The organism is Natrarchaeobius versutus (genome assembly GCF_041205745.1).
Taxonomy (GTDB): domain Archaea; phylum Halobacteriota; class Halobacteria; order Halobacteriales; family Natrialbaceae; genus Natrarchaeobius; species Natrarchaeobius versutus.
In genome coordinates this window covers 342,368-367,624 of record NZ_JBGFCC010000004.1, presented here as the reverse complement: position 1 = coordinate 367,624, position 25,257 = coordinate 342,368, and the positions used below count along the sequence as shown (strand labels likewise).

The 25,257-nt window shown below is 63.1% G+C and carries 22 protein-coding genes and 1 pseudogene; 11 read left to right on the top strand and 12 right to left on the bottom strand.

Features of this window, described 5'->3' with window-relative positions:
* Nucleotides 1–22 precede the first annotated feature (22 nt).
* The 3 genes from AB7C87_RS11785 to AB7C87_RS11775 all read left to right on the top strand — a co-directional run bounded on the left by AB7C87_RS11785 (nt 23) and on the right by AB7C87_RS11775 (nt 3,156).
* Nucleotides 23–1,033 (top strand): carbohydrate ABC transporter permease, encoded by a 1,011-nt coding sequence (locus AB7C87_RS11785; protein WP_369729660.1) that lies wholly within the window; start codon nt 23–25, stop codon nt 1,031–1,033.
* Nucleotides 1,033–1,947 carry a carbohydrate ABC transporter permease gene (locus tag AB7C87_RS11780; RefSeq protein WP_369729659.1) on the top strand — a complete coding sequence of 305 codons (915 nt, stop codon included), beginning with the start codon at nt 1,033–1,035 and terminating at the stop codon, nt 1,945–1,947. Before AB7C87_RS11785 ends, AB7C87_RS11780 begins: the two co-directional genes overlap by 1 nt.
* A 63-nt stretch (nt 1,948–2,010) precedes the next feature.
* Entirely contained in the window at nt 2,011–3,156 is a 1,146-nt protein-coding gene (locus tag AB7C87_RS11775; RefSeq protein WP_369729658.1) for an ABC transporter ATP-binding protein, read from the top strand.
* Nucleotides 3,157–3,222: 66 nt separating this feature from the next.
* On the opposite strand, the gene AB7C87_RS11770 is transcribed toward AB7C87_RS11775, so the two are convergent.
* The 5 genes from AB7C87_RS11770 to AB7C87_RS11750 form a co-directional block, all read right to left on the bottom strand.
* Nucleotides 3,223–3,975 carry a hypothetical protein gene (locus tag AB7C87_RS11770; protein ID WP_369729657.1) on the bottom strand — a complete coding sequence of 251 codons (753 nt, stop codon included), beginning with the start codon at nt 3,973–3,975 and terminating at the stop codon, nt 3,223–3,225.
* Nucleotides 3,976–4,242: 267 nt separating this feature from the next.
* Nucleotides 4,243–5,085, bottom strand: a complete 843-nt coding sequence (locus AB7C87_RS11765) for an aldo/keto reductase (RefSeq protein ID WP_369729656.1) — start codon at nt 5,083–5,085, stop codon at nt 4,243–4,245.
* A 184-nt stretch (nt 5,086–5,269) separates the two neighbouring features.
* The gene (locus tag AB7C87_RS11760) at nt 5,270–6,646 is read right to left on the bottom strand and encodes a geranylgeranyl reductase family protein (RefSeq protein ID WP_369729655.1); all 1,377 of its coding nucleotides are present in this window, start codon (nt 6,644–6,646) and stop codon (nt 5,270–5,272) included.
* A gap of 195 nt (nt 6,647–6,841) precedes the next feature.
* Nucleotides 6,842–7,585 carry a proteasome assembly chaperone family protein gene (locus AB7C87_RS11755; protein WP_369729654.1) on the bottom strand — a complete coding sequence of 248 codons (744 nt, stop codon included), beginning with the start codon at nt 7,583–7,585 and terminating at the stop codon, nt 6,842–6,844.
* Between the two features lie 93 nt (nt 7,586–7,678).
* Nucleotides 7,679–8,377, bottom strand: coding sequence for a class I SAM-dependent methyltransferase (locus AB7C87_RS11750; protein WP_369729652.1), 699 nt, complete (start codon nt 8,375–8,377; stop codon nt 7,679–7,681).
* Nucleotides 8,378–8,528: 151 nt separating this feature from the next.
* On the opposite strand from AB7C87_RS11750, the gene AB7C87_RS11745 reads away from it, so the two are divergent.
* The 3 genes and pseudogenes from AB7C87_RS11745 to AB7C87_RS11735 all read left to right on the top strand — a co-directional run.
* Nucleotides 8,529–9,437: an RsmB/NOP family class I SAM-dependent RNA methyltransferase gene (locus AB7C87_RS11745; protein WP_369729651.1), complete on the top strand. Its 909-nt coding sequence runs from the start codon at nt 8,529–8,531 to the stop codon at nt 9,435–9,437.
* A complete protein-coding gene (locus AB7C87_RS11740; RefSeq protein WP_369729650.1) occupies nt 9,437–9,994 on the top strand; it encodes a DUF7122 family protein in 558 nt (185 codons plus the stop codon). Before AB7C87_RS11745 ends, AB7C87_RS11740 begins: the two co-directional genes overlap by 1 nt.
* 114 nt (nt 9,995–10,108) lie before the next feature.
* A pseudogene (locus AB7C87_RS11735) lies at nt 10,109–10,246 on the top strand (IS1595 family transposase); the annotation flags it as partial.
* An 82-nt stretch (nt 10,247–10,328) separates the two neighbouring features.
* Here AB7C87_RS11735 and AB7C87_RS11730 read toward each other — a convergent pair.
* Nucleotides 10,329–10,721, bottom strand: a complete 393-nt coding sequence (locus AB7C87_RS11730) for a hypothetical protein (RefSeq protein WP_369729649.1) — start codon at nt 10,719–10,721, stop codon at nt 10,329–10,331.
* A 528-nt stretch (nt 10,722–11,249) separates the two neighbouring features.
* Between AB7C87_RS11730 and AB7C87_RS11725 the strand changes: the two genes are divergently transcribed.
* A complete protein-coding gene (locus AB7C87_RS11725; RefSeq protein WP_369729648.1) occupies nt 11,250–12,140 on the top strand; it encodes a hypothetical protein in 891 nt (296 codons plus the stop codon).
* A gap of 356 nt (nt 12,141–12,496) precedes the next feature.
* Here the strand turns inward: AB7C87_RS11725 and AB7C87_RS11720 are convergent, their stop codons facing one another.
* The 5 genes from AB7C87_RS11720 to AB7C87_RS11700 all read right to left on the bottom strand — a co-directional run bounded on the left by AB7C87_RS11720 (nt 12,497) and on the right by AB7C87_RS11700 (nt 16,650).
* Complete coding sequence (locus AB7C87_RS11720; RefSeq protein WP_369729647.1) at nt 12,497–12,949, bottom strand: type II toxin-antitoxin system VapC family toxin; 453 nt, start codon at nt 12,947–12,949, stop codon at nt 12,497–12,499.
* Nucleotides 12,949–13,215, bottom strand: a complete 267-nt coding sequence (locus AB7C87_RS11715; RefSeq protein ID WP_369729646.1) for an AbrB/MazE/SpoVT family DNA-binding domain-containing protein — start codon at nt 13,213–13,215, stop codon at nt 12,949–12,951. The genes AB7C87_RS11720 and AB7C87_RS11715 overlap by 1 nt, the downstream gene beginning before the upstream one ends.
* Nucleotides 13,216–13,311: 96 nt before the next feature.
* Nucleotides 13,312–14,160, bottom strand: a complete 849-nt coding sequence (locus AB7C87_RS11710) for an alpha/beta fold hydrolase (protein ID WP_369729645.1) — start codon at nt 14,158–14,160, stop codon at nt 13,312–13,314.
* 148 nt (nt 14,161–14,308) lie between these two features.
* A complete protein-coding gene (locus tag AB7C87_RS11705; protein ID WP_369729644.1) occupies nt 14,309–15,007 on the bottom strand; it encodes a hypothetical protein in 699 nt (232 codons plus the stop codon).
* A gap of 89 nt (nt 15,008–15,096) precedes the next feature.
* Entirely contained in the window at nt 15,097–16,650 is a 1,554-nt protein-coding gene (locus AB7C87_RS11700; RefSeq protein WP_369729643.1) for a DUF790 family protein, read from the bottom strand.
* A gap of 200 nt (nt 16,651–16,850) precedes the next feature.
* On the opposite strand from AB7C87_RS11700, the gene AB7C87_RS11695 reads away from it, so the two are divergent.
* The gene (locus AB7C87_RS11695) at nt 16,851–18,848 is read left to right on the top strand and encodes a glycoside hydrolase family 15 protein (RefSeq protein WP_369729642.1); all 1,998 of its coding nucleotides are present in this window, start codon (nt 16,851–16,853) and stop codon (nt 18,846–18,848) included.
* A gap of 124 nt (nt 18,849–18,972) precedes the next feature.
* Here the strand turns inward: AB7C87_RS11695 and AB7C87_RS11690 are convergent, their stop codons facing one another.
* Complete coding sequence (locus AB7C87_RS11690) at nt 18,973–20,430, bottom strand: DEAD/DEAH box helicase (protein WP_369729641.1); 1,458 nt, start codon at nt 20,428–20,430, stop codon at nt 18,973–18,975.
* 199 nt (nt 20,431–20,629) lie between these two features.
* Between AB7C87_RS11690 and AB7C87_RS11685 the strand changes: the two genes are divergently transcribed.
* From AB7C87_RS11685 to AB7C87_RS11675, 3 genes are all read left to right on the top strand, one after another.
* Complete coding sequence (locus tag AB7C87_RS11685) at nt 20,630–21,745, top strand: nucleotide exchange factor GrpE (RefSeq protein ID WP_369729640.1); 1,116 nt, start codon at nt 20,630–20,632, stop codon at nt 21,743–21,745.
* 319 nt (nt 21,746–22,064) lie between these two features.
* Nucleotides 22,065–23,999, top strand: a complete 1,935-nt coding sequence (gene dnaK, locus AB7C87_RS11680) for a molecular chaperone DnaK (RefSeq protein ID WP_369729639.1) — start codon at nt 22,065–22,067, stop codon at nt 23,997–23,999.
* Between the two features lie 116 nt (nt 24,000–24,115).
* Complete coding sequence (locus AB7C87_RS11675; RefSeq protein WP_369729638.1) at nt 24,116–25,177, top strand: zinc-dependent alcohol dehydrogenase family protein; 1,062 nt, start codon at nt 24,116–24,118, stop codon at nt 25,175–25,177.
* The last annotated feature ends 80 nt before the right edge of the window (nt 25,178–25,257 follow it).

The window sequence follows — 25,257 nt, the reverse complement described above, 5'->3', positions numbered from 1 at the left end:
CGAATTCGTCATGGTATTCGATATGGATCGGTTACTCGCGCGTGTCCGGCGGCGTGAGAAACAACTATCGAGAAACGACGACTCGAGTGACGACAACAGCGTGTTGACCGACGGTGGGACGACTGAGCCCGAGCGTCGAGGTGGGCTCTCCCGGCTGAGACACAGCGACGCCGTCCAGGCGTTGCCGTTCTGGCTCCCGCCGGCGCTGTTGATGGGGTGGTTCGTCTACGGCGCAGTCGGCTGGAACCTCCTCATCTCACTGACCGACTGGAGCGGGCTGGGCCAGCCGGAGTATACGGATCTCACGCTCGAGATGTACGCACAGATGCCGGACGATCCGTCGTTCTGGGCGGCGTTTCGGAACACGATCGTCCTGTTGATCGCGTTTACCGTCGTCTCGCTGGCGATCGGTCTCGTGCTGGCGATCCTGGTCGATCAGAACATCCGATTCGAGAACACGTTCCGGACGATCTACCTGTTGCCGATGGCGCTATCGTTCGTCGTGACGGCGATTTTCTGGTCGTGGATGTACAACCCGAGTACGGGGACGATCAACGTCGTCCTGAGTGCGATCGGGCTGGATTTCCTCGCCATGAACTGGATCGGTGATCCCAGAACGAGGCTAGCGTCGATCATCTTCGCGCTCACGTGGCAGTTCAGCGGATACGCGATGGTCGTCTACCTCGCCGGCTTGCGGGCGATTCCGGACGAACACTACGAGGCGGCGACAGTCGACGGCGCGAGTACGTTCCGGATGTACTGGCGCGTGATCGTCCCACAGTTGAGCGCGTCGACGACCTCCGCGGCGGTCGTGTTGATGGTGTTCGCGCTGAAGGCGTTCGACTTCATCTTCGTCATGTTCGGGGACAATCCCGGTCGCTCTGCGGACATCCTGGCCGTCATGATGTTCCGCGTCGCCTTCTCGCGAACCCAGTGGGCCTACGGCGCGGCGATCGCGACCATCCTCTTCCTGATGGCGCTCGCCGTCGTCGCCCCCTACCTGTACATGCAGTACAGACGAGGTGATCTCTGATGACGACCGCCGAACCGACCGACGCTGGCACGGGCAAGGATCGCCTCTCGAAGACGCTCGAGACCGTAGATACCCAACGCGTCGCGTTGTACGTCGTCCTCGCCGGTCTCATCGGCTTTTACCTCTCGCCGCTGTGGGCCGGGCTGACGACGGCGTTCAAGACCCAAACCGGATTCGTCGAAACCACGCCGGTGACCCCGCCGACGCCGGAGTGGTTCACCCTCGAGCCGTGGGAGCTGGCGTTCGCCGCGATGCAGGGTGGGGTGATCAACAGCGCGATGTTCGTCGTTCCGGCGACGATCCTCTCGGCGACGCTCGGCAGTCTCGCGGCTTACGGGCTGACGAAGCTGTCCTGGCGCGGCCAGATCGGTATTCTCGTGATCTTCCTCGCGGGGGTGTTCCTGCCGTACCAGTCGGTACTGGTTCCGCTTCGGCAGTTCTGGTCCGCGGTCGATCTCGCCGGATTGCTCTCGTTCGCACCATTTCTCGCGAACCAGGCCGACCTGATCGAGCTGACGATCACCCACACCGCCTACGGGATTCCGATCTGTACGATCCTCTTTCGGTCGTACTACAAGACGTTAGACGACGAGATGATCGAGGCGGCGAAGATCGACGGCGCGAGTGCGATTCGCATCTATAGACGGATCATACTCCCGCTGTCCGCGCCGATGTTCGCGGTGACGCTGATCTACCAGTTCACGCAGGTCTGGAACGACCTGCTGTTCGCGCTGGTGTTGGTCACCTCGCGGTCGAACTACGTCGTCACCCAGTCGCTGAACGAACTTCAGGGGTCGATGGCACAGGAGTACAACATTCAGATGGCGGGAGCGTTCATCGCCGCTTTGCCGACGATCATCATCTACGTCATCTTCGGCAGGCAGTTCGCGAAAGGAATCACAGGCGCATCATGATCCGACACGAGACGATTTGGCACTCGAGTACGTACGAACAGGCAGACGAAACCGAGGATACTCATGGCTAAACTCACGCTGGACGGAGTGACGAAGCGATTCGACGACGGCGGCGACGTCGTCGTCGCGGTCGACGACGTCTCGATCGAGATCGACGACGGCGAGTTCCTCGTCCTCGTCGGCCCCTCGGGGTGTGGCAAGTCGACCACCCTTCGAATGATCGCCGGCCTCGAGACGATCTCGGACGGGCAGGTTGCGATCGACGGCGAGGTGGTCAACGAGGCGCCGGCCCAGCAACGGGACATCGCGATGGTGTTTCAAAGCTACGCGCTGTACCCCCACATGACCGTCCGCGAGAACATGCGCTTCGGTCTCGAGGAGTCGACGACCCTCGACACCGACACCATGAACGAACGGGTCGAGGAAACCGCGACGATGCTCGAGATCGACGACCTCCTCGAGCGCAAGCCGGGTGAGCTATCGGGCGGCCAACAACAGCGGGTCGCGCTGGGACGGGCGATCGTCCGCGATCCGGCCGTCTTCCTGATGGACGAACCGCTGTCGAATCTCGACGCCAAACTCCGCTCGGGCATGCGAATGGAGCTTCAACGCCTGCAACACGACCTCGGCGTGACGACCGTCTACGTCACCCACGACCAGACCGAGGCGATGACGATGGGCGATCGGATCGCCATCCTCGACGACGGCGAACTCCAGCAGGTTGCAACTCCCCTCGAGTGTTACCACCGGCCGACGAATCTCTTCGTCGCCGGCTTCATCGGCGAGCCGTCGATGAACTTCTTCGACGTTACCCTCGAGGGCGACCGACTCGTCGGATCCGGCTTCGAGTATCCGCTCTCGTCGTCGATCCGGTCTGAACTGACCGGTCGTGACGCTCTCGTTCTCGGCATTCGACCCGAAGACGTCGAGATTCTCGAAGCTCGTGAGACGGCACACGACTTCCCGGTTCGCGTCGACGTCGTCGAACCGATGGGTAACGAGAACAACCTTCTAGCGGGCTTTCGAACCGACGAGAACGACTCACAGTTCAACGTCACGACCGACGGAATGCGTCGGATCGAGGAGGGCACTCACTACATCGCCAGGTTCCCCGAGTCCGCGATCCACGTTTTCGACCGCGAGACGGGGGCCGCGTTGCATAGCCGGGAGATCGACGACGAGGCGACGTTGCTCGAGTCGCGGATCTGAGTCGTTCGGAGGATCACGGGACCCGACAGTTTCGAAGAAAATCCGCTCCGAGATCGTCAAACGGCGTTACTCCTCGGACGGCCGGACGAGGTCGGCGAGTGCAATCGGGATGCCGAGGAACCAGCCAACGGGAAACGAGATGCCGACCCACATCGCGGCGTAGGCCGCCCCCTCGAGCGTGAAGTTGGCCCGGAGCCACTCGTTGAGGCCGCCGACGAACAACACGTTGTCGAGGATCCAGATCGCGAACTCGTAGCTGGGGTCCAGTATGTGGGGCTGTAGTGCCGGCGTGACGAGCGCCGCGACGACGGGCGGGAGAAACAGCGCCGTCATCGCGAACGGGTACGCGAGCATGACCGACGTTCCGCGGCCACCGACTTTCGAGAACGTCGCCGCGAGCGCGGTCGAAACGATGGCCACACCGCTCGCCGCGGCGATGGCGAGGAACGCGTCCCACGGCAGTTGGAAGTGGGCAACGACGGTCAACGTTCCCCAGGCGAGCACCGCGATCCCGGTGACGCCGACGATGCCGAGTCGAGCCTGCGTCGAGTCGAGTTTCACCGCATAAAAGCGGGTCGCGAATCCGAGTACTGTCAACGGATAGAGGAGGAGCAAGCCGATCGTCCCGAACGTACTCCAGGCGTAGTAGCCGATCTTCTGTGGGAGAGTTTCGGGCTTCCACTTGCCCATGACGGAGTGGCCGCGGCCGCGCTGGCGTGGAAAGACGAGCTCCATCCAGGCGCCGTGTAACCGGGCGAGGTCGGCTTTGATCGCGCCGACGACCCCACCTCCACCGCCTCTTCGAGAGTGGGTTGACATACGCAAGCCAAACTGCCGGTGTACCGTAAACTTTCCTTCTCTTTCCTCACTAACGACAGGTCTGAGACTCGAGAGGGAAACGAAGAGACGGGCCCGGGGAGCCGGATCGCCGTTTTCTCTCCGGCTGTCAACAACGTCCGTGCGGAGCGTTCGAGACGGATTGTGACCCCGAATCCTCGAGGCGGCGAAGACGGGTCGCGACTGTACGCCGCCTCGAGAAAACGAGCCGTATCGGAGGATCGTTGTAACGACGTACAGCAGTCCTTCTCAGTTCCAGGGAGCGAAGCCAGGGTCGACCTGGCGCTCGTCCGTCTCGATGGCATCGATGGCGTCGATCTCGTCGGCGGAGAGTTCGAGCGAGAGCGACTCCCAGTTGTCGCGGATGTGGGCTTTTGAGGTCGCTTTCGGGATCGCGGTTACGCCTTTCTCACGGAGCCACGCCAGGCTCACCTGGACCTCGCTGACGTCGTGTTCGTCGGCGATGTCCTGAACCACGGGCTGATCGAAGACGCCACCGCGGGCGAGCGGGGAGTACGCGACGACTTCGACGTCGTGGCTCGCACACGCCTCCCGAATGTCGGCTTGCTGGAGTAAAGGGTGTAACTCGACCTGATTGGCGAGGATCGGGACGTCGCTTACGGCGACGGCCTCCGCTAACTGCTCGGGGAGGAAGTTACTGACGCCGACGTTCTCGATCAGCCCCTCCTCGTGGAGTTCCGTGAACGCTTCCAGCGTTCCCTCGGGGTCGTACGCCCGCGCGGGCCAGTGAACGTACAGCAGGTCGACGTACTCGACGCCGAGTCGGTCGAGGCTCTCGCGGGCCGTCTTGAGGACGTCTTCGGGGGCCAGATTCGAACTCCAGATCTTCGTCGCGAGGAAGACGTCCTCCCGGTCGACGCCGGCCCGTTCGATCCCCTCGCCGACGGCCGTTTCGTTCTCGTAAATCTGTGCGGTGTCGACGTGACGGTAGCCCATCTCGAGGGCCGTTCGGACGCTCTCGACGCACTGTTCGGGCTCCTCGTTTTGCCAGGTACCGAGCCCGAGCATGGGCATGGGACCCGCGGACGGATAGGATTTCGGTGCGTTCGCGTCGGCGTCGTCGGTTACCATGTGCGATCGAAGGGCGAGGTCCGGAAAATGGGTTTGGGTTGCGGGTAAGGAGGGAGGGTTCGAAGTCGCCGTCGGGCACTCGAGGGTTGGTTCGACGCTTTCGCGTGTGTCGTACGGTTTACTGTCAGTCAGTTCCGGCGCAACCGCGACCCGAGCGGTGGTTGCGCGGTAAATCGTTACCGTATCAGTACTTCGGCTCGGCCCCAGTGACCTCGTACACCTGCTCGAGGACGCCGTCGCGCTCGCTTTGCCAGGCATCGAAGTGGTCGGGCGAGGCGGGGTAGCTGTCGTAGACGTCCTTGATCGAGGCCGCGGCGTTTTGGACCTTGTAGAGTTCGTAGAGGACGTCCCAGTGGCCGAACGTCTTGACGAGCGTTTTGAGCTTGAGCCCGAGTCCCATGTCCGCCGTTCCCTTCTTTCCGATCGCGTCGACGAGTTGCTGGCCGGGTAGGGCGGTGATAATCGAGACGAGTTCGTCGAGTTCGTGGGCGGTGCCGAAGATGTTGTAGAGGTCCATCGCGGCGAAGCGCTTGCCGAAGTCGGTCTGGACGCGCTCGTTGTACTCCCACAGCGCCGCCTCGCTCACGTCGCCGTCGGCGATCGCGTCGATCGCGACCTGTGCGGCCCAGTGGCCGGCTTTCGCCGCACCGGGGATTCCGCCGCCGGTACAGGGGTTGACGTGTCCGGCGGCGTCGCCAACAGCGACGTAGCCGGGGTGGACAGCCGAATCGTACGGCCGCCGGGTGGGAAGCGCCGCCCCGAGTTTGTTCTTGACGGTCGCGCCCGCGAACTCCGTCCGGTTCGCGATATCGTCTTTGAGTACGTCGACGAGTTCGATCGGTTCCTGGGTCATCTGAAAGCCAAGTCCCGCGTTGATCTCCGTCGACGAGCGAGGGAAGTACCAGAGGTAGCCGAGTTCCTTCGTCGGCTTGAACACCAGCGCGTCGTCCCACTCGACCGGTTCGGGCACCTCGAGTACCTCCCGGTAGGCCGAACAGAACTGGGAGTAGTTGACGTTCGTATCGAACGTCGAGGACGCGAAGTCCGCCTTATCCTGCAAGACCGAGAGCGCCCCCGCGCCGTCGACGACGACCTCCGCCTCGTACTCGAGGGGATCGCCGTCGCGAACCGCGGTGACGCCGGTCACCGTTCCGTTCGGCTGGACGACGTCGTTGACGACCGTATCGTAGTGGATCTCGGCGCCTGCCCGGTCCGTCTCGTCGAGCAACACCTGCCCGTACGCAAAGCGGTCGACGACCGCGCCGGTCTGGCCGAAGGGAATCTCGAGCGATTCGCCGCTCGCCGGGTTCTCGAAGATTCCGCGGCTAATACTCCGGTTCGTAAAGGACTCTTCTTTGATTCGCTCCCGGTCGACGACGTCGGGGAACGAGCTCTTTCCCTTGATTCCGTCGCCGCAGGCGATCTTCCCCGCTTTTGCCTCTGTCTTTCGCTCGAGGAGGGCGACGTCGAGGCCGGCTCGAGCGGCGGTCGCCGCGGCGAAACAGCCGCCGGTTCCGCCCCCGACGACGACCATATCGTACGACGCAGTGGACGCAGGCATCTCTGTTCATCCCGGACGGGTTCGACAATAAAAAACACGTGGGAATTGTTCTGACGCCGATACGACGACGGATTCCGTTCGGAACGGGGCCGTCCCGATCTCGCGATACGGGTTACTGTGACTGTTTACCGGTGAAACCTCACGCGAGTCGTGGGTTCGCCGGTACTGACTGACAGCAATCCGTACGAGTCGGCGTTACTGATACATTCGCAGTGGCTGAGCCTGCGTGCTCTCGTCCTGGCCGATAGCCTGCATCTGCTGGGCGAGCCGTTCGCGTTTCTGTCGGATCTCCTCGGCCCGTTCGACGAGGTGGCCCACGTCGATCGTGAGATCCGCGATCGGGGCGATAGCGTCCTCGAGGAGAACGCTTGCGGCTTCGGGGTCGGGAAACTGCGGGTTGCACTCGACGACGAGACCGAGGCTAGCGGCGTCGCGCTGGGCCGCCCGGTTGATGAGTGCGCCCGTCGGACCCGTGATGACGCCGTCTTCGGATGGGGCCGGGATGTCGTGGCGCTCGAGTGTTTCCCCGGTGTCGCCGGTCGCGACGCCGTAGATCTCGGGTCGCTCCCCGTCGCGTTCGGCCGGCAGGCCGCTCAAGAAGATCGGCGTCGCCCCTTGACCGTCGATCCAGGCGCTTACGCACTCGGCGACGCTCTCGACCGCCTGTGAGGCGATCGGGGCGTCGCTCTGGAGGGCGAGGAGGTCGTGTTCCTCGCTGACGTAGATCCGGACCGGTGGGCGCACGGTCCGATCGCCGCTCCGGTAGACGCCGATCCGGGGAAGTCCTTCGCAGTGGACGCTCGCACGGTAGGCCATCTCGAGTTCGTCGATCAGGTGATCGGTCGCGATCTTGCCGACGAGACCGACGCCGGGGAATCCCTCGACCAGCATCGGCTCGTCGAGATCGATCTCCGTCCCCTGTGTGCAGATCCGTGCCATACTCGAGAGAAACGTCGGAACCAGCATAAAGACGGGGGCGACGAGGTGTCCTCGAAGCCTCGGTACGAACCGTCGGCCGTCGACCTCGAGCGCTCAAAGACGGAGGACGAGCATCTCCGTCGACCCCGACTGAAACTCGAACGGAACGGATTCGATCGCCGGCTCGTACCCCTCCGTCTCGAGGGTTGTGATACTCCCCTCGAGATGGTCGGAAGGTTCTGCGTCGAGTCCCTGGAGCGGATAGACGCGAACTTCGTCGGTCGCGACGCGTGCGAGTTCCCGGATCGCCTCGAGGTGAAACTCGTAGTCGAACCGGTCGTCGTACAGAAACAGAAAGTGCGCGGAAAGGACGAGCGAGAACGAGCCCTCGGCGAACGGAAGCGACGGCAACGCCGCGGGGACGTACCGCCCCGCCTCCCGTCCGTCGGGATAATCCTCGAGGAACCGTTCGGACGCCCGCTCGAGGTAGCGCCGGCGGTCCGTCGGAGAGTCGTAATACGACCACTCGAAGAGGTGCGTCTTCTCGGCGAGTTGTTCGGCGACGCTCTCTCGATCCTCGCGACAGCGGTCGGCGAGGTCGTCGGGCGACCAACGGTAAACCACGTCGGCGCCGACGGCGTCGACGCCGCGGTCGGTCGCCGTCGCGACGAACGACGCGACGCCCGACGGACAGTCGAGCACGCGCCGCCCCTCGAGTTCCGCCGGCTCGAGTCCGAACATCGCCAGATACTCCTCGTACGTGCGTCCGATGATCGCGCAATCGGTCACCTCGAACGTCGATTCGTCCGTCATGTCTCGGTATCTCCGTTCGATGTGAGTCTTCCCAGATGTATAATGGTGGCTATAGATAGACAGTATCATGCACTAATGACTGTATCTGTTCAATTGGACTGGTTGTGACGGTCCGAAACCCACAAACGCGGGGTGGCCAAACCTTCAGTCGATGGAGCCACTCGAGCGGTATCGGCCGATCGTCGACAATTTCGAGGCGTTTCTCGGGGCCTGCGAGCGGCCCCTCGGCAACGCCGTCCGCGTAAATACGATCAAAGCGTCCGCCGATCGGGCGACCGCCGTACTCGAGGAGGAGGGCGTCGACTTCGAGCAGGCGTCGTGGAACCCCCGTGTGTTGCGCCTCGAGACCGACTCGCCGGGATCGACGTGGACGTCCTTTCACGGCGTTACGCACGGCCAGGAGGAGGTGTCGGCCGTCCCACCGGTCGTCCTCGATCCCCAGCCTGGAGAGCGCGTCTGGGACTGCTGTGCCGCCCCGGGCGGGAAGGCGACCCAGATCGCCGCGTTGATGGGTGACGAGGGGACCGTCGTCGCCAACGACAACAACCTCGGGCGGATTTCGGCGCTTCGGTTCAACGCCGAGCGACTGGGCGCGACGAGTCTCGCGGTGACGAACGACGACGCCCGCAACTACTCGATGAAGCGGTTCCCCTTCGACGCGTTCGATCGGACGCTCGTCGACGCCCCCTGTTCCTGTGAGGGGACGATTCGGAAGAACCCCGACGCGCTCGATACCTGGTCCGAAGGTCACCTTCACTCCGTCGCGGGGATCCAGAAGGGAATCCTCCGACGGGCGATCCAGACCACCCGCGAGGGTGGGACCGTCGTCTACTCGACGTGTACGTTCGCTCCCGAGGAGAACGAGGCGGTCGTTCAACACGCCATAGAGAACGAACCCTGTCGCGTCGTCGACTTCGACCTCGAGATGGCGTACGCCGCCGGAGTGACCGCCTGGCGCGACGACGAGTTCGATCCGTCGCTCGAGCGGGCCGCCCGAATCTACCCCCACCAGAACGACACCGGCGGCTTCTTCGTCGCGAAACTGGAGGTGACCGGCTGATGGCCGACGACACCGACGCCGACGGAGCGTCCGAAGACGGCGGGGAGGGTCTCGCCTCGAACGACGGCCAGCGTTTCGACCGCCTGCCTGCAACCGACGCCGAACGGACCGTCGAGGGACGAGTCAGCCGTGAGGCGGTCCTCGAGTACTTCGCCGATCGGTTCGAAATTTCGCCCGACACGTTCGAGGAGTACACGTTCTGGGAGAAAGGCGCCGGAAAGATCTGGATCTACGCGGGCGAGGCGACCACTCCGCTCGAGATCGAGGCGATCGGGATGACCTGCCTGCGGACCCGCCAGGAACACTGGAAACCGACGACGGATTTCGTCCAGCGCTTCGGCCGCCACGCGAACGAGTGCGTGATCGACCTCGAGCGCGAGGAGGCTCGCCGGTTTGCCGCCGGCGAGGATCAGGAACTCGAGTGGGACGGCGACTGGGGCTACCTGATCGCCGCCCACGAGATCGGGGGCGAGCGTGAACCGCTCGGGGTCGGGCTGTACGTCCACGGCGAACTGCGCTCGATGGTTCCGAAGGGACGCCAACGCGACCTCGAGTAATCGCACGACGGACTCGTTACCGAACGCTCTTCTGTAGGAGATTGTTGATATCGCTCAGCTGTGGCTGTCGAATCAAAGAGGACAAGGACACCGCGTCAGCGGTGTCCGATACGTATGATTCCGCTGGATGTGTTTGGGTCGGAATCGGTCGCAACGGGCCTGCTCCAACAGGTTCGCTGGCGTAACGGAGTTTCCTGTCCCCGCCGCCGCTCTGACCTGACAATCGAGAAGGCAGCTCTGGGCACTTTCCGGTGACTACGCTTTGTCGAGAGGTCTATGATGAAATCCACTGCTTGATGATTTCCCTGCGGAGGATCGGATGAAGCGTGGGAAATTATTCTATGTTTATGCTCCGATTGCTGAGTTCAACCGGACCGTCCGGGCCTCCTTCCCATCGGATTGCGATAGTCATGGAGCTGTCCAGGGGTGTTAGATCAACTTCATCGCCTTCTTCGATGGTATCGTCTGCAGGCAACCCAGCTGCGTCTGCCCACGTCTGCCCGTCTTCCTCAATGGTGCCGACGAACCGAAGCTCTCCTGCTTTCACCGACTCTCCGTGTTCGTGCCGGATAGTTACGATCTCGGGGTCATTTAAATGGTTATCCCACGCGAACGTCATTCTGGGTGGGCTATTAGGCCCTCTGGGTTCCTCGTTGTTGAGGCACCCCGGAATCAGAGCGAGACCAGCCACTACCAGTATCGTGCGCCTCCCAATGTCCGGGTTCATATGGATCCGGTTGGGGTGGATAGGGTTAATTGTTATGGATATATCTATTATCATATGGGGGAACAAAATATAATTATAAGTTATAAATATATACTAAACACAACGTTTGTCACATCGTCCAGACAAAATGAACAAAGACAACAAGATTTTCTATAGGAACGGATCGTAGAAGGGCCTGGCTCACTCGAACGGGCCACACTTCAACGAGAGATAACTCACACGTTTCACGATAGGATTCGTACGGATTAACATCGTGAAGGAGTTTTGGTGGGGATCATTCACGGTTCCAAATATGTTCGCTAGCGGATTCTCCTACACATCCATATGAGGATCGGCATGATTGGACAATTGCTTCTGCTCAGTAGGATTGCTAGCTAGAACCGCTCTAATCGCGTTATCTCCATAGAAAGTGAAGAGATAGAGTGTTCCGATCAGCTGTCCACGTTATATCTAATCTCCTTTGACCGCCTAATTAAAACTCTAATAGTATTAGTTAATTATAAGTTCTATGGGCTATTACCAACCCACATGCAGCGAAGAAACATATTGAAGCTGCTCGGTGGTAGCGCCGTTTCAACAGGAGTCCTTAGCACTAGTGTTGGGGCGAAAGAAGACAGTGAGAACGCCGATCGTGAAGGATATTACATTCTCGTGTACGACGGGAAGCATGGAAAAGTAGTTGACACTCCCTCGGGTAATCTCCAGTTCCGCAATTTCGACTCACCTGCTGACCGGACGAAACTCGAGTCAATCGCACGAGAGTACAGAACCGGTGACCGTACGCAAGTCAAGCAGATTTCGCCTGCCGATTATCAGCAGTCGGTACATACCCAGGACGTTACTATCTTGGGCGCTACCACCTCCGGTTTCGATTATAATGAGATAGTTTCCGGAAATGGCTGGACTCACCAAGTGACTGCGAACGTCAGTGCGCACGGATCGACTTTCACCCTCGAAGATGGACAGGTCACCCTCTTCTGGGACAGTGATGTGATCGAAGAGGTGGATTGGGGAGCCCAGTTCCGGACCAGATTCCAAGAAACAGTAACGACAGCCTCCGTTGACGTTGGCGTCGACATCTCTGAAGATGGGGCGTTTGGTATCAATATAGGGAAAGAGGTTGCGGTGAGCGACGATGTGGCGGAGGTAACAGTCTTCCCAGACCGATCAATAATTACTGAAGATTACGATCAGGAATGGGCTTCATTCACCTACAATCAAGAGCAAATTTCAAGCGATCTGGGTGAATGTATCGTTAGGGGCGAGTTCGAGTCTGGTGCGGAATTCGACTATCGGGATGATCCCGGTGCAGCTACCCAAACACAACTCTTAGAATTTTCAGAGAATGAATACGGGACCTGTATCGGTGCTGATGATTTCCCAGTCTCGCCTATTACGCCACTCCCACCGTGGTTTTGAGAGCAACCCGAACACCACTGCCAGCGATTACACTCCCACTCCAAGCCCATTTGGTTCCCTTGGCTAAGTGAGATATCGAACATTGATTTTCACCCGTCCGACACGAGTCGCAAGAGAGCCAGCGCAAGCTTCCTCTGCACGGAGATTGCAACTGATCAACATAATTAACATTCTTGTGTATCACATTGTTAATAGAGCCCCCCTCTTGCAATTGTGCCCTGACTGCGAGGAATAGAGTCATCTGTCAGGAACCGCTCTACACGTAGATCTCAGTCAACCAGAGAGCAACGAACTGGATCAACAATCTCCTACGGAAGGACGTTACGAAATCGCCGTAATGGCCGCTCGAGTCGGCTTTACGTGGAGACCTCGGTGAACTCCGAGAGCACGTCCTCGGGAACGGGGTTCGTGTACTCGAACGGTTCGTCCGCACACAGCGTCTCGAAGTCGCGGTCGGTCGTCACGAGCGCGTCAGCGTCGGCCTCGCGCGCAACCGCGACGTAAAAGCAGTCGTAGACGTCGTGATTTTTCTCGGCGCTGATCTCGTACGCCTCGAGAACCGTCTCTGGGGTCACGTCGACTGGTTCCATCGGGTGTCGAAGGAGCGAGCTCACCGCGTTTCGCGCCTCGACAGTAGAGAAACCGAGGTCCTCGAGAACCCACTGGACGCGAAGCGGAAGGTACCCGAACATGAGAAGTGTTGGCTCGCCCCGGAGTGCCGGGACGAGGTGTTCCGCGACGTACGGATGTCCCGGATGATCGTCGATCAACTGAATGGAGAGTGCGTTGAGATCGGGGAGAATCCGCATTACCGACCTCCGAACGTCGCCTCGCCAGCATCGCGAAACGCTTCCTCGCCCCATTCGTCTCTGTCTTTTCCCGACGAGACCGTCTGTAACTCGGGGAGTTGGCGCACGAGCCGAATGGACGTTCCCTCCCGGATGACCGTGAACGTCGTCCCATCTTCGATCCGGAGATCGTCACGAAGTGCTTTCGGGATGGTCAACCGGCCGCGTTCGTTTATTTTGGCCTCTCCGTACTCCTCTTCGCCGGAGGGATCGTCGGTCGAACTCATCGATCACCACTATTCGATCTGAGGGCTTCGATCACCATAAGTCGTGGTGACGAAATTCCCGAGGCGGCGATCGTGGTTCGTACACCGTAGACCGTATCAGTACGCGCGGTCGCGAACCCGCGCCGTCTCCCCCTCGAGGAACCGTTTCGTCCAGTTGTCGAACGCCTCCTTTCGCTCGAGGAAGACGCCGTGTTTGGCCCCTCGAAACATCGCCAACTGGGCGTCGGGGAGCCCGGCGTGGGTTTCTCTGAGGATCTCCTCGGGGAAAAACGGGTCGTCGTCGGCACCGATGACGAGCGTTCGCGGCTCGATCTCCTCGAGTCGGTCGGAGCCGTCGTAGGCGAGAACCGCGTCGATAGAGACGACGACGTCGCGGGGAGAGGCGGGTTCGGGCGGTCGGAGGCGGCCGAGAGTTCGTGAGTACGCCGGATAGAGTCGGCGACGCACGCCCGTGAACATCGCCTCGTGGAGCTGACACTGGATGTCGATCCACTCGCGTTCGACGGCGAACTCCCGCATTTTACGGCCCATCGGCCGACTGCTCGCCGCGAGCCGACAGCCCGAGACGGCGACGACGAGGCGCTCGAGTAAGTCGGGGCGAATGCGGGCGAGTTCCTGGGCGATCAGCCCGCCCATCGAGATGCCGAGGACCGACGCGGAGCCGACGTGTGTCTCGAGGACCCGCGCGTAGTCGTGGGCCATCGTCTCGATGGTCCGGTCGTCCGACAGTCCGCGGGGTCGGCTCACGACGTACACCGTGTACTCGTCAGTGAAGTGGCCGAATCCTCGCCACGTGAGAAACGCTCCGGTCCGGCCGTACTCGCCGTCGAACATCGCGTCGCTGAGCCCCGGAATCACGAGGAGGGTTTTCGGCCCGTCGCCGATTCGGACGTACGGGTACGTCTCGTCGAGCCACCCGGTTTCGGGAGTGATCGAAGAAATCATCGCTCTCTCGAGGGCTTCGACGCGACGGGACAAAACGATTGCACGTGTCGGTAAGCGATTGCACGATGCGGTGTGGCACGGACGATTTGAACGGCGGCGCCGTCGAACGCCTCACTCGAGACGTCGAGACGGAATCGCTCATTCGGGCTCAGTCACGAACTGCGCCGACGAGCGAGCGAACGGTTCCCGGTCCGCTCTCGAGCACCGCCCGCGGAAATCGCCGTCGTCCGCCCGCGAGCGCGTTCTCGAGCGCCCGCGTCGCGTCGTCGAAGACGCCCTCGCCGTGGCCGACGAGGATCCGATCGGGTTCGAACCGGCGGAGCCTCCGTGGCGGTGTGAGTCGTCGGAACAACTCGAGGCCGATTCGCTCGTTGCCGGCGAGAAACGCGTCGATCGTCCCCATCGAATCGGGGACGTACAGGGTCCCGTGGGACTCCCAGTAGAGGATCGCCTCGTCCCACATCGGGATCGGTTCACAGCGAATCACCCGGACCGACGGGTCGAACGCGCCGCGGTATCGGCGGACAGGCGCGTCCGTTCGCTCTTCGACCCGATCCATCCACTCGGGGACGAAGACGGGTACGTCGTACTCGCGGGCGAACCAGTCGGCGTCTCGAGCGTGCCAGCACGAGCAGACGACGACGCCGGCGACGTCCCCCTCGAGGTCGGCGACGAGCGTCTCGACGCCGACACCGCGGAGGGGATCGAGTAGCCAGATCCCGTCCTCGCCGCGAACGGCGTGACTCGCGCGGCGACCGAACTCGTCGGGATGGGCGAGCCAGCCGACGCCGTCGTCCCAGCGATCGATCGCTCGGATCTCCTCCGGGCCGGTTCGTGCGTACGCCATACGTGACGTTCGCGCCGACCCACGATAACAGTTGGCGAATCGACAGCAACGACGCCCCACGGCAACGTCGTCGGAGCCGGCGGTGGCGGCTATCGTTCCACGATCGTTCCGCCGGCGAGCCCCTCCCACTCCACGCGGTAGCCGAGTTCCGAGAGGATCGCACTCGAGTCGGTCGCGCCGTAGCTCTCGAGGACGGTTTCGGCCTCCGAGAGCGTCATCCCGACGTCGATCTCTTCGCCAACGGCCTCGAGCGTCGACGGTCGGATCAGCGTCCGTCCGACCCGCTCGTGGTCCGGAAAGGCGACCGCCTCGAGGGCGTCCTCGCCGACGCCGCGCTCGTCGGCGACTCGTTCGAGCGAGACGACGTCTGCGTCCGGACGGAGTTCCGCCGGCAGATCGGCCGCGCTCTCGGCGACGAGTTGCCGCTCGTACTCCCGGAGGACGTCGGCGACGTCTTTCAGCCGGACCGACCCGGAGTACGGAACCGCCCGGAAGTCGCGGGCGGCGATCTCCTCGCCGACCCCGAGCGATTCGTCGACGGCGACGATCAGTTCGACGTCCTCGAGGCCCTCGAGCTGGCCGAGTTTCTTCTCGACGTACTCGGGCGTCCAAAAGCCCATGATCTCGAAGAAGACACGGAACTCGCCGTGGTGGTACTCGAACGCGAAGTCGGGGATCATCACCCGCGTTCCCGTCGCGAGGGGCTCGGGTTCGCGGACGAGATCCCACTCGAGATCGAGCGTCGAGACGCGGGCGGCAAACTCCGCCTCGACGCTACTGTCGAACTCGACGTCGGCGACGGGGGCGACGTCGGGGACTTCGATCGGGTCCTCGTGGGAGAGCGAGAGGCGCCTCTCGGTGCCGCGGTCGTCGATCGTCGCCTCGAGGAACCATTGCTCGGCCGTCGCGATCGTTCGCAGGAGACGGGCGAACCGCGTTCCGTACCGACGGGTCGCTCGAAAGAGGTGCGTCGGACCGGTGACGACGACCTCGCGGGTGCTCGCCCGGTCGTCGATCCCGTCGCCACCCTCGACTGCGTCGGTCGGCTCGTCGTCCGGCGCGTAGATCTCGTACATCAGCCGCAGTCGCTTGACCGCCGTCACCAGCGCCTTCGGATCGCTCGAGCGAACCCGGAGTTCGGTCGCGTCGAACAGCGCAGTCTGTGCGAGCGAGAGGTTGTACTGGGCGATCAGGTCGTCGGGGTCCCACCGTGAGTCGACCGCCGTAAGGACCTGCCGTTCCTCGAGGTCGGCGTACAGCGATCGCTCGAGGTCGTCGACCGAGCACCTGAGTGAGCCACCGGCGTCCGCGAGCGCCGCCGCCCGGTCGTCTTCGCTCACGACGCCGACGGCTTCTGCGGCCTCGAACGCGCCTCTCCTGGCGCGTTCCGGATCGACCGGCGCGTCGGTTTCGAACGTCGCGTCGCGTTCGAGCAACGCCGCGAACCCGCGGACGAGTTTGAAGTCGGGAGCGTCGGCCTCCAGTTCGGCCAGGGCCGCCTCGAGATCGCCGCGTGTCTCGCCAGCGTGGCCCTGGTAGGTCCCGACGACGCGAGCGGCCAGCGGCCGGTGTTCCCGTCCGGCGAACTGCGGGTGATAGCCGCCACCGGCTCTCGAGACGCGGAGCAGGTCCTTGGTCAGCATCCGGCTCGAACTCGGGTACGCGACGGCAAAAACGATCCGCTCCCCGCGAGTTGGCCGGACGTCGGGCGTCGAGACGATCCGAGCCGGGGCGGCTATCGCACAGCCCACGCTTTTGCCCGTCGACGTGGAACGAGAAACGCAATCGGACCGCACGCTAATGCCACGGAATCGGACTCTAACGGAGTTTCGACGCGTACCACATGGATGACACATTCCTGCCGATCGACGCCTACGGTCTCATCGGCAACGACGATCGTTGTGCGCTCGTCGGCCACGACGGATCGATCGACTGGTGTTGTTTCCCCCACCTCGAGTCGCCGAGCGTGTTCGCGGCGATCCTCGACCCGGAAGACGGCGGGCAGTTCGCCGTCCGTCCCAGCGGGGAGTACGACGGGACGCACGAGTACGTCGAGCGGACGAACGTCCTCGAGACGACGTTCGAAACGGACGGCGGAACGGCGACGTTGACCGATTTCATGCCCGTTTCGGGGCCAAGTGCAATCCGAGAGTCGACGACCGACGACTCAGAACACGAGCGGGGATCGACCGACCAGTTCGCACAACAAGCGATCTACCGGAAGGTCGAGGCCGTCTCCGGCACCGTCGAACTCGAGGTAGTGTTCGAACCGCGATTCGACTACGCGCGGTCTGCGACCACGCTCGACCGCGACGATCGTGGCGACGTCGTCGCAATCGCCGGCGAGCGCGAAGGCGACGGCGGGGGCCTGGAGGCGGCGCCCGAGGACGACCGGATGCGCGATCACGAACCGGGCCGTCTCTATCTGCACACCGACGTCGACCTCGAGATCGATGCGGCCGAGACTGTCGCGTCGACGACGCTTTCGATCGAAGCGGGGGAGTCGTGCTGGCTCTGTCTCCAGTACGGGGGGCCGAACCGCCGGAGCGAAGGCGAGTACGAGCAGAGTCACGACGACACGGTCGACTACTGGCGGACGTGGCTCGAGAACTGCGAGGAGTCGGCGACGGACGTCTTCAGTTTCGACGACGAGTACCAGGAGATACTCGTCAGATCGGCGCTCGTTCTCAAACTCCTGATCCACGACGAAACGGGGTCGATTCCGGCCGCCCCGACGACGTCGCTCCCCGAGGAGATCGGCGGCGAGCTCAACTGGGACTACCGGTACAACTGGATCCGCGACGCGAAGTTCACCATTCAGGCGCTTCATAGCGTGGGCCAATCCACCGAAGCCCACCGCTACTTCGAGTGGTTCCGGGAGATCGGCCACGAGACGCCCGCGGAGATTCAACCGCTGTACGGGCTCCACGAGGAGACCAATCTCGAGGAGGAACACCTCGAGCACCTCTCGGGCTATCGCGACTCGAAGCCGGTCCGGATCGGCAACGCCGCCGCGGACCAGGAGCAACTCGACATCTACGGCACGATCGTCCAGGGGATCTACGAGACGGTTCGGTACGAGAACGGCCTCTCCGACTACGACTGGGAGTCGACTCGCGCGCTCGCCGACTACGTTTGCGAGCGCTGGGAGGACCGAGACAAGGGAATCTGGGAGTTTCGCGACCTCCACGAACACTTCCTCCACTCGAAGCTCCTGTGTTGGGTGGCGATCGATCGGGCGATCCGGCTGGCCGAGGAGTACGATCGTGAGGCGCCGGTCGATCGGTGGGAGCGCGAGCGCGATGCCGTTCGAGAGGCGATCGAAGAGCGCGGTTACGACGAGGAACGCGAAAGCTTCGTCCAGTACTTCGGTGCCGAGGAGGCACTCGACGCGACCGCCCTCCTGATCCCGCTGTACGACTTTCTGCCACCCGACGACGACCGCGTACAGAACACGATCGATACGATCCTCGAGGAGTTGACGACCGACGACGGACTCGTCTTTCGATTCGCCGACAGCCCCGCCCGACCGAAAGAGCCCGGGGGATTCGTCATCTGTACGTGCTGGCTCGTCGACGCACTCGTCCTCTCCGGTCGTCTCGAGGAGGCCACCGACGTCTTCGAATCGCTTCTCGAGCACGCGTCGTCGCTCGGATTGTATTCGGAGATGATCCACGCCGACGACGGGACGTTTCTCGGCAATTTCCCGCAGGCGTTCAGCCACATCGGGTTGCTCAACAGCGCGATCTACCTCGCCAGCGCGACCGACGCCGAGGAGTTGCCGCCGGATGCGCTCTCGAGCGGTGCCGCGGCGCCGCTGTTTCGACGACACGGAACCTGATACGCACCGCTGTCTCGATCGAGGCCGGTTTGCGATCAGGCAGAGCCGACGGCCGACAGGCCGCTCGAAATCAGCCGTCCTCATCGAACACGAGCGAATCACCACGCGTTACCGCGGGAGGATGTCAACGCCGCCGAGACGCAGTGCTCTCCTCCGACGTGTCCGCGGTGACGACCTCGTAGAGCAACGCCCGATCCGTCTCCTCGCTCGGTCGGAGGATGCGACCGAGACGCTGGGTGAACTCACGCTCGCTCCCGCTTCCGGAGAGGACGACCGCGACGGAGGCGTCCGGGACGTCGACGCCCTCGTCGAGGACGTTCGAGGTGGCGATCCGGGTGTAGGTCCCCTCGCGGAATCGCTCGAGGATCTCTCGGCGTTCGGCGGCGCCGGTCTGGTGGGTGATCGTTGGGATCAGAAATCGTTCGCTGACGTCGTACGCGAGGTCGTTGTGGGCCGTAAAGACGATCGTTCGCTCACCGCGGTGGTTCTCGAGGATCCCCTCGAGCGCCTCGAGTTTGGCCGCGCTCCCGAAGACGATCTCCCGCGCGCGCTGTCTGGCGAGCAACGCCTCGCGAGCCTCGGGATCGTTTCCAGATCGCTTGACGAGTTCCTGATAGTCCGAGCCGCGTTGCATCCGTATGTTCGACCGCGCGAGGTAGCCCGTGAACGTCTCTTGGTTTCGCTCGTAGGCCTCGCGCTCGTCGGCCGTCAGGTCGACCTCGAGGCGTTTGACGTCGTAGGCCGCGAGGTGGTCGCCTGCGAGTTCGTCGGCGTCGACGCGAGAGACGACGGGGCCGACGAGTTCAGCGATCACCTCGTGGGCGTCGTCTGGCCGTTCGAACGTCGCGGTGAGCCCGAGTCGCGCGGGGGCGGCGAGCAATCTGCCGATCTGGCGGTAGCCCTCCCCGCCGAGGTGGTGGACCTCGTCGAAGACGACGAGCCCGAACCGGTCGCCGACGGCGTCGGCTTTCAGGTACGCCGAGTCGTACGTCGAAACCGTGATCGCCTCCCGACGCTGTTCGCCGCCGCCAAAGCGGCCGATCGGCACCTCGAACTCCGCCTCGAGTTCCCGTTGCCACTGCTCTAGGAGGTCGATCGTCGGGACGACCACCAGCGTTGGCACTGAAAGGCGTTCGATCGCCGACAGCGCGATGACGGTCTTTCCGCTCCCCGTCGGCAGTTCGAGAACGCCGGCGGGAGCGCAGTCGACATCGGTTCCCGTCTCGATGGGACGATCAAGCCATCGATCCGTCTCGAGCCAGGCCAACAGCGCCTCGTGCTGGTAGGAACGCAGTTCGTAGGCCGACTCGAGGTCGGGAACGGACTCGAGTGCGAGCACCCGATCCTCGACTGGGACGTCCCGATCGCACAACTCGTTCCGAACGTCGACGTAGCGAGTCGCCGGAACGCGCCAGCCGCCGGAACGTCTATCGCTCGAGAGCGAGGGAATCGCCGGCTCGAGTGCGTGAACGACCGACTCCTCGCCATCGATCCGAATCGTTCCGTCCTCGTACCGGAGTTCGACCGCCCCGGCGGCGTCGGATGATCGCGACACGACGGGTAGTGGGGACCGGTCGATCATATACTGTCGGGGTCTCAACGCCCGGTCGGGCGACTCAGACGGAACGCTGTCCCGATGTATCGACGCGACCATGGGACTGGTCGCGTCGCGCCGGAGCTGACGGACAGCAGACCGCCTGATACAGAGAGTCAGGAGCCGTCCACACCGGCGCCAGACGGGGACCTCAACCCTTTTATTTCCGCTGTTCGTTGAGCCGAACATGAGCGAAGACGAGGGCGCAAACTCCGCCCAGGAAGTCCCGTCCGAAGACGAACCGGACGAGGGCGAGGCGACGGCGGCGGAAACCGACGGAACGGTCGAGGAGGACGAGCCCGAATCCGACCCGGCGCCAGCCGCGGCGGAATCGACCGAGGACGAATCGTCCGACTCGAGTGAACCGGATCGACCGAACGAGTCCGGCGAAGAGGTACAGGAACTCCTCGATCGCGTCACCGAATACGACGACGAACTCGCCGAGCAGATCAGTTCGGTCGTCGAGGAGCTACAGGAACTCTCGTCGACGGTCGGCCACCAGCGCGAGGAACTCGAGGACCTCTCCGAGCGCGTCGAAGCCCAGGCCGACACGATCGGCGACCTGCAAGACGACCTCGAGAGCCGCGAGCAGACGCTCACCGAACGCGAGAACCAACTCGAGGAGTACGAAGCGGAGGTCGAGGAGCTGAAAAGCCGACTCAAGCGCAAGCAAGCCGACTTCCAGAACTACAAGAAACGGGCGAAAAAGCGCCAACAGCAGGTCAAAGACCGCGCCACCGAGGACCTCGTCGAACGCCTCATCGGCGTTCGAGACAACCTCAAGCGCGCACTCGAGGAGGAAAGCGACGACGCGGCGGGGCTTCGCGAGGGCGTCGAGATGACCCTCCGGGAGTTCGACCGGGTGCTCGCCGACGAGAACGTCTCGGAGATCGATCCCGAGCCAGGAACCGAGACCGATCCCCAGCGCCACGAGGTCATGATGAAAGTCGACAGCGACCAGCCCGAGGGCACGATCGCGGACGTCTACACGCCCGGGTACGAGATGGGTGAGAAGGTCATCCAGAACGCACAGGTGACGGTCTCGAACGGCGAACTCGCAACCGATTCCGAGGAATCCGAAGAATCCGAAGGATCCGAGACGGTCGCGCCGGAGGCGGACGGAGAAGAGACCGCAGACGCCGAGTCGGCAGATTCGAGGGCCGACGCTTCGGAGAAGTCTGGCGGCGGCGATTCGGCGGACTCGAGTGCCGACGAGGGCGAAGACGCGATCGAACTCGGTGGCGAGGTCGAGACCGGGGACGGAAACGGCGACGAGTCGCCGGAGGGCACCGGCGACGCCTGAGACGGTTTACTGTCAGCCACCGCAAACGTCTTTTTTGGTTTTCTTCCCGTCCGCTCCACGACACTCGGTGCGATCCGCTGACGACACGCAGTGAGGACTGGTTCGTGACACGTATGTAATCCGATTGGCGACGTTGGGCATACTGATGACACTCGGTATGATTCGGCTGTCGAGACGCGGTGTGACTCGACTCGAGGGCGTTTCGAGAACCCGTTTCGACGTGCGATTCGATCCAGTCGAATATCGGCCACAGGAGTTTTATTCGCCTCCCCACCCTGGCTAGTAACGTTTAAACCAAAGTGCGCACAATGCCCTCCTAATGGCGAGCAACAAAATTCTCGGTATCGACCTCGGAACGACGAACAGCGCGTTCGCGGTGATGGAAGGCGGCGATCCGGAGATCATCGTCAACGCGGAAGGTGACCGGACGACGCCGTCGGTCGTCGCGTTTACCGACGACGACGAACGGCTCGTCGGCAAGCCGGCGAAGAATCAGGCGATCCAGAACCCCGAGAAGACGATCGCGTCGATCAAACGGCACATCGGGGAGGAAGACTACACAGTCGACGTCGAGGGCGAAGAGTATACGCCCCAGGAGATCTCGGCGATGATCCTCCAGAAGATCAAACGCGACGCCGAGGAGTACCTCGGCGACGACGTCGAGCGAGCCGTCATCACGGTTCCCGCGTACTTTTCCGACAAACAGCGTCAGGCGACGAAAGACGCCGGCGAGATTGCCGGCTTCGAGGTCGAGCGGATCATCAACGAGCCGACGGCGGCGTCGATGGCCTACGGCCTCGACGACGACTCCGACCAGACTGTGCTGGTGTACGACCTCGGCGGCGGCACGTTCGACGTTTCCATCCTCGACCTCGGCGGCGGCGTCTACGAGGTCGTCGCGACCAACGGCGACAACGATCTCGGTGGCGACGACTGGGATCACGCGATCATCGACTACCTCGCCGAGGAGTTCGAGGCCGACCACGGCATCGACCTCCGCGAAGACCGTCAGGCCCTCCAGCGGCTCAAAGACGCCGCCGAGGAGGCCAAGATCGAACTCTCGAGTCGCAAGGAGACCGAGATTAACCTCCCGTTCATCACGGCGACCGACGACGGCCCGATTCACTTAGAAGAGAGTTTGACTCGCGCGAAGTTCGAGTCGCTCACACAGGATCTGATCGATCGCACCGTCGAGCCGACCGAGCAGGCCCTCGAAGACGCCGGCTACGGCAAAGACGACATCGACGAGGTGTTGCTCGTCGGTGGCTCGACCCGGATGCCCCAGGTCGCACAGAAAGTCGAGGAGTTAACAGGGAAAGAACCCCAGAAGAACGTCAACCCCGACGAGGCGGTCGCACTCGGCGCGGCCATCCAGGGCGGCGTTCTCGGCGGCGAAGTCGATGACATCGTCCTGCTCGACGTCACGCCGCTCTCGCTCGGTATCGAGGTCAAAGGCGGCCTCTTCGAGCGTCTCATCGAGAAGAATACGACGATTCCCACGGAGGAGAGCAAGATCTTCACCACGGCGGCCGACAACCAGACCTCCGTGCAGGTGCGGGTGTTCCAGGGCGAGCGCGAACTCGCCGAGAAGAACGAACAACTCGGCGAGTTCCACCTGACCGGCATTCCGCCGGCGCCCGCGGGAACCCCACAGATCGAAGTCACCTTCTCGATCGACGAGAACGGCATCGTCAACGTCTCCGCGGAGGACAAAGGAACCGGCGAGAGCGAGGAGATCACCATCGAGGGCGGCGCCGGCCTCTCCGACGACGAGATCGATCGCATGCAAGAGGAAGCGGAGAAACACGCCGAAGAGGACGAACAGAAACGCGCCCGGATCGAGGCCCGCAACACCGCAGAGGCGACGATCCAGCGCGCCGAGACCTTACTCGAGGAGAACGAAGAGCAAGTCGACGACGATCTGCGAGAGTCGATCGAGGCGGCCGTCGAGGATCTCGAGGCGACGATCGACGACGACGAGGCCGACGCGGAGGACATCGAGACGGCGGTCGAAGAGCTCAGCTCGGAGCTCCAGGAGATCGGTAAGCAGGTCTACCAGCAACAGGCCGGTGCCGCGGGCGGAGCCGGCGGTGCGGGTGCGGCCGGTGCCGGCGCAGGCCCTGGCGGCATGGGTGGCATGGGCGATATGGGTGGACCGACACCCGGTGACGCCGACGCAGACGGCGACGAGGAGTTCGTCGACGCTGACTTCGAGGACGTGAGCTTCGACGAGGACGACGAGGACGACGAGTAGAACCGACTCGAGCCAGCTTCCGGCGTAGCTGGCGACGAGTCCTGCGGTGGCGCCGATTCCGAGCCGACTTCTGCGGTGACGATACGTTTTTGTTCTCACCGACGGAGTACCCAGCCATGCGTGGCGCCGTACTCGAGGAACACGGAGAGCCGCTCGTGATCGAGGACGTGGAGTATCCGAAGCCGGGGCGGAACGAGGCGGTCGTCGAGACGCGAGCGTGTGGGATCTGTCGGAGCGACTGGCACGCCTGGCGGGGCGACTGGAGCTGGGTTGGCGCGTCGGTCCCGGCGGGACAGATCCTCGGCCACGAACCGGCGGGCGTCGTCGCGGCCGTTGGCGACGCCGTCGAGACGGTCGAGGAGGGCGATCGAGTCACCGTTCCGTTCCACCTCGGCGACGGCACCTGTTCGCACTGTCGCCAGGGGCGATCGAACAACTGCGAGTCGGGCCTCGCGCTCGGCCTCTCGGCGGGTGCACCCGGTGCGTTCGCCGAGGCGTTCCCGGTTCCGAACGCCGAGTTCAACTGCGTCCAGTTGCCCGACGACGTGGCGTTCGCCGAGATGGCGGGGCTTGGCTGTCGGTTCGTCACGGCGTATCACGCGCTGGTCGACCGTGCCGAGATCCAGCCCGGGCAGTGGGTCGCGATCCACGGCTGTGGCGGCGTCGGTTTGTCGGCGATTCACATCGCGGAGGCACTCGGCGCGCGGCCGGTCGCCGTCGACGTCCGCCCGGAGCCCCTCGAGCGGGCGCGGGAGCTCGGGGCGGCCGAGACGATCGACGCGACGGCGGTCGACGACGTGGCCGAGGAAGTCGTCTCGATCACGGACGGTGGGGCGGACGTCTCCATCGACGCGCTCGGAATCGCGGACACCTGCCGCAACTCGATCCAGGGGCTTGGAACGAGGGGGACGCACGTCCAGGTCGGTCTCACGACCGGCGAGGAGGCCGGCGACGTGGAGTTACCGATCGACGTCATGACGCTCGAGGAGATCGACTTCTACGGTTCCCACGGCATGCCACCGATCCATTACCGGGAGCTGTTCGAACTGATTCGACAGGGGACGCTCGACCCGGGAGAAATCGTCGGCGAACGACTCTCGCTGGAGGAGGTTCCGGAGACGTTGGCCGCGATGAGCGAGTACGAGACCGTCGGGATGCCCGTCGTCACCGAATTCTAACGTTCGACAGTGGGGACGTGACGACCTGAAACCTGGGCGGGGGCGGGGCCCACCCCGGTGTGAGAGACATGAGCTAACTC

Coding starts and splice junctions, on each gene's coding strand:
- AB7C87_RS11685 (WP_369729640.1), top strand. CDS start 20,630: ATGAGCGAAGACGAGGGCGCAAACTCCGCCCAGGAAGTCCCGTCCGAA.
- AB7C87_RS11780 (WP_369729659.1), top strand. CDS start 1,033: ATGACGACCGCCGAACCGACCGACGCTGGCACGGGCAAGGATCGCCTC.
- AB7C87_RS11705 (WP_369729644.1), bottom strand. CDS start 15,007: ATGGCGTACGCACGAACCGGCCCGGAGGAGATCCGAGCGATCGATCGC.
- AB7C87_RS11760 (WP_369729655.1), bottom strand. CDS start 6,646: ATGCCTGCGTCCACTGCGTCGTACGATATGGTCGTCGTCGGGGGCGGA.
- AB7C87_RS11710 (WP_369729645.1), bottom strand. CDS start 14,160: ATGATTTCTTCGATCACTCCCGAAACCGGGTGGCTCGACGAGACGTAC.
- AB7C87_RS11720 (WP_369729647.1), bottom strand. CDS start 12,949: ATGCGGATTCTCCCCGATCTCAACGCACTCTCCATTCAGTTGATCGAC.
- AB7C87_RS11740 (WP_369729650.1), top strand. CDS start 9,437: ATGGCCGACGACACCGACGCCGACGGAGCGTCCGAAGACGGCGGGGAG.
- AB7C87_RS11750 (WP_369729652.1), bottom strand. CDS start 8,377: ATGACGGACGAATCGACGTTCGAGGTGACCGATTGCGCGATCATCGGA.
- AB7C87_RS11675 (WP_369729638.1), top strand. CDS start 24,116: ATGCGTGGCGCCGTACTCGAGGAACACGGAGAGCCGCTCGTGATCGAG.
- AB7C87_RS11775 (WP_369729658.1), top strand. CDS start 2,011: ATGGCTAAACTCACGCTGGACGGAGTGACGAAGCGATTCGACGACGGC.
- AB7C87_RS11785 (WP_369729660.1), top strand. CDS start 23: ATGGATCGGTTACTCGCGCGTGTCCGGCGGCGTGAGAAACAACTATCG.
- AB7C87_RS11755 (WP_369729654.1), bottom strand. CDS start 7,585: ATGGCACGGATCTGCACACAGGGGACGGAGATCGATCTCGACGAGCCG.
- AB7C87_RS11700 (WP_369729643.1), bottom strand. CDS start 16,650: ATGCTGACCAAGGACCTGCTCCGCGTCTCGAGAGCCGGTGGCGGCTAT.
- AB7C87_RS11730 (WP_369729649.1), bottom strand. CDS start 10,721: ATGAACCCGGACATTGGGAGGCGCACGATACTGGTAGTGGCTGGTCTC.
- AB7C87_RS11770 (WP_369729657.1), bottom strand. CDS start 3,975: ATGTCAACCCACTCTCGAAGAGGCGGTGGAGGTGGGGTCGTCGGCGCG.
- AB7C87_RS11765 (WP_369729656.1), bottom strand. CDS start 5,085: ATGGTAACCGACGACGCCGACGCGAACGCACCGAAATCCTATCCGTCC.
- AB7C87_RS11715 (WP_369729646.1), bottom strand. CDS start 13,215: ATGAGTTCGACCGACGATCCCTCCGGCGAAGAGGAGTACGGAGAGGCC.
- AB7C87_RS11745 (WP_369729651.1), top strand. CDS start 8,529: ATGGAGCCACTCGAGCGGTATCGGCCGATCGTCGACAATTTCGAGGCG.
- AB7C87_RS11695 (WP_369729642.1), top strand. CDS start 16,851: ATGGATGACACATTCCTGCCGATCGACGCCTACGGTCTCATCGGCAAC.
- AB7C87_RS11725 (WP_369729648.1), top strand. CDS start 11,250: ATGCAGCGAAGAAACATATTGAAGCTGCTCGGTGGTAGCGCCGTTTCA.
- AB7C87_RS11690 (WP_369729641.1), bottom strand. CDS start 20,430: ATGATCGACCGGTCCCCACTACCCGTCGTGTCGCGATCATCCGACGCC.
- dnaK (WP_369729639.1), top strand. CDS start 22,065: ATGGCGAGCAACAAAATTCTCGGTATCGACCTCGGAACGACGAACAGC.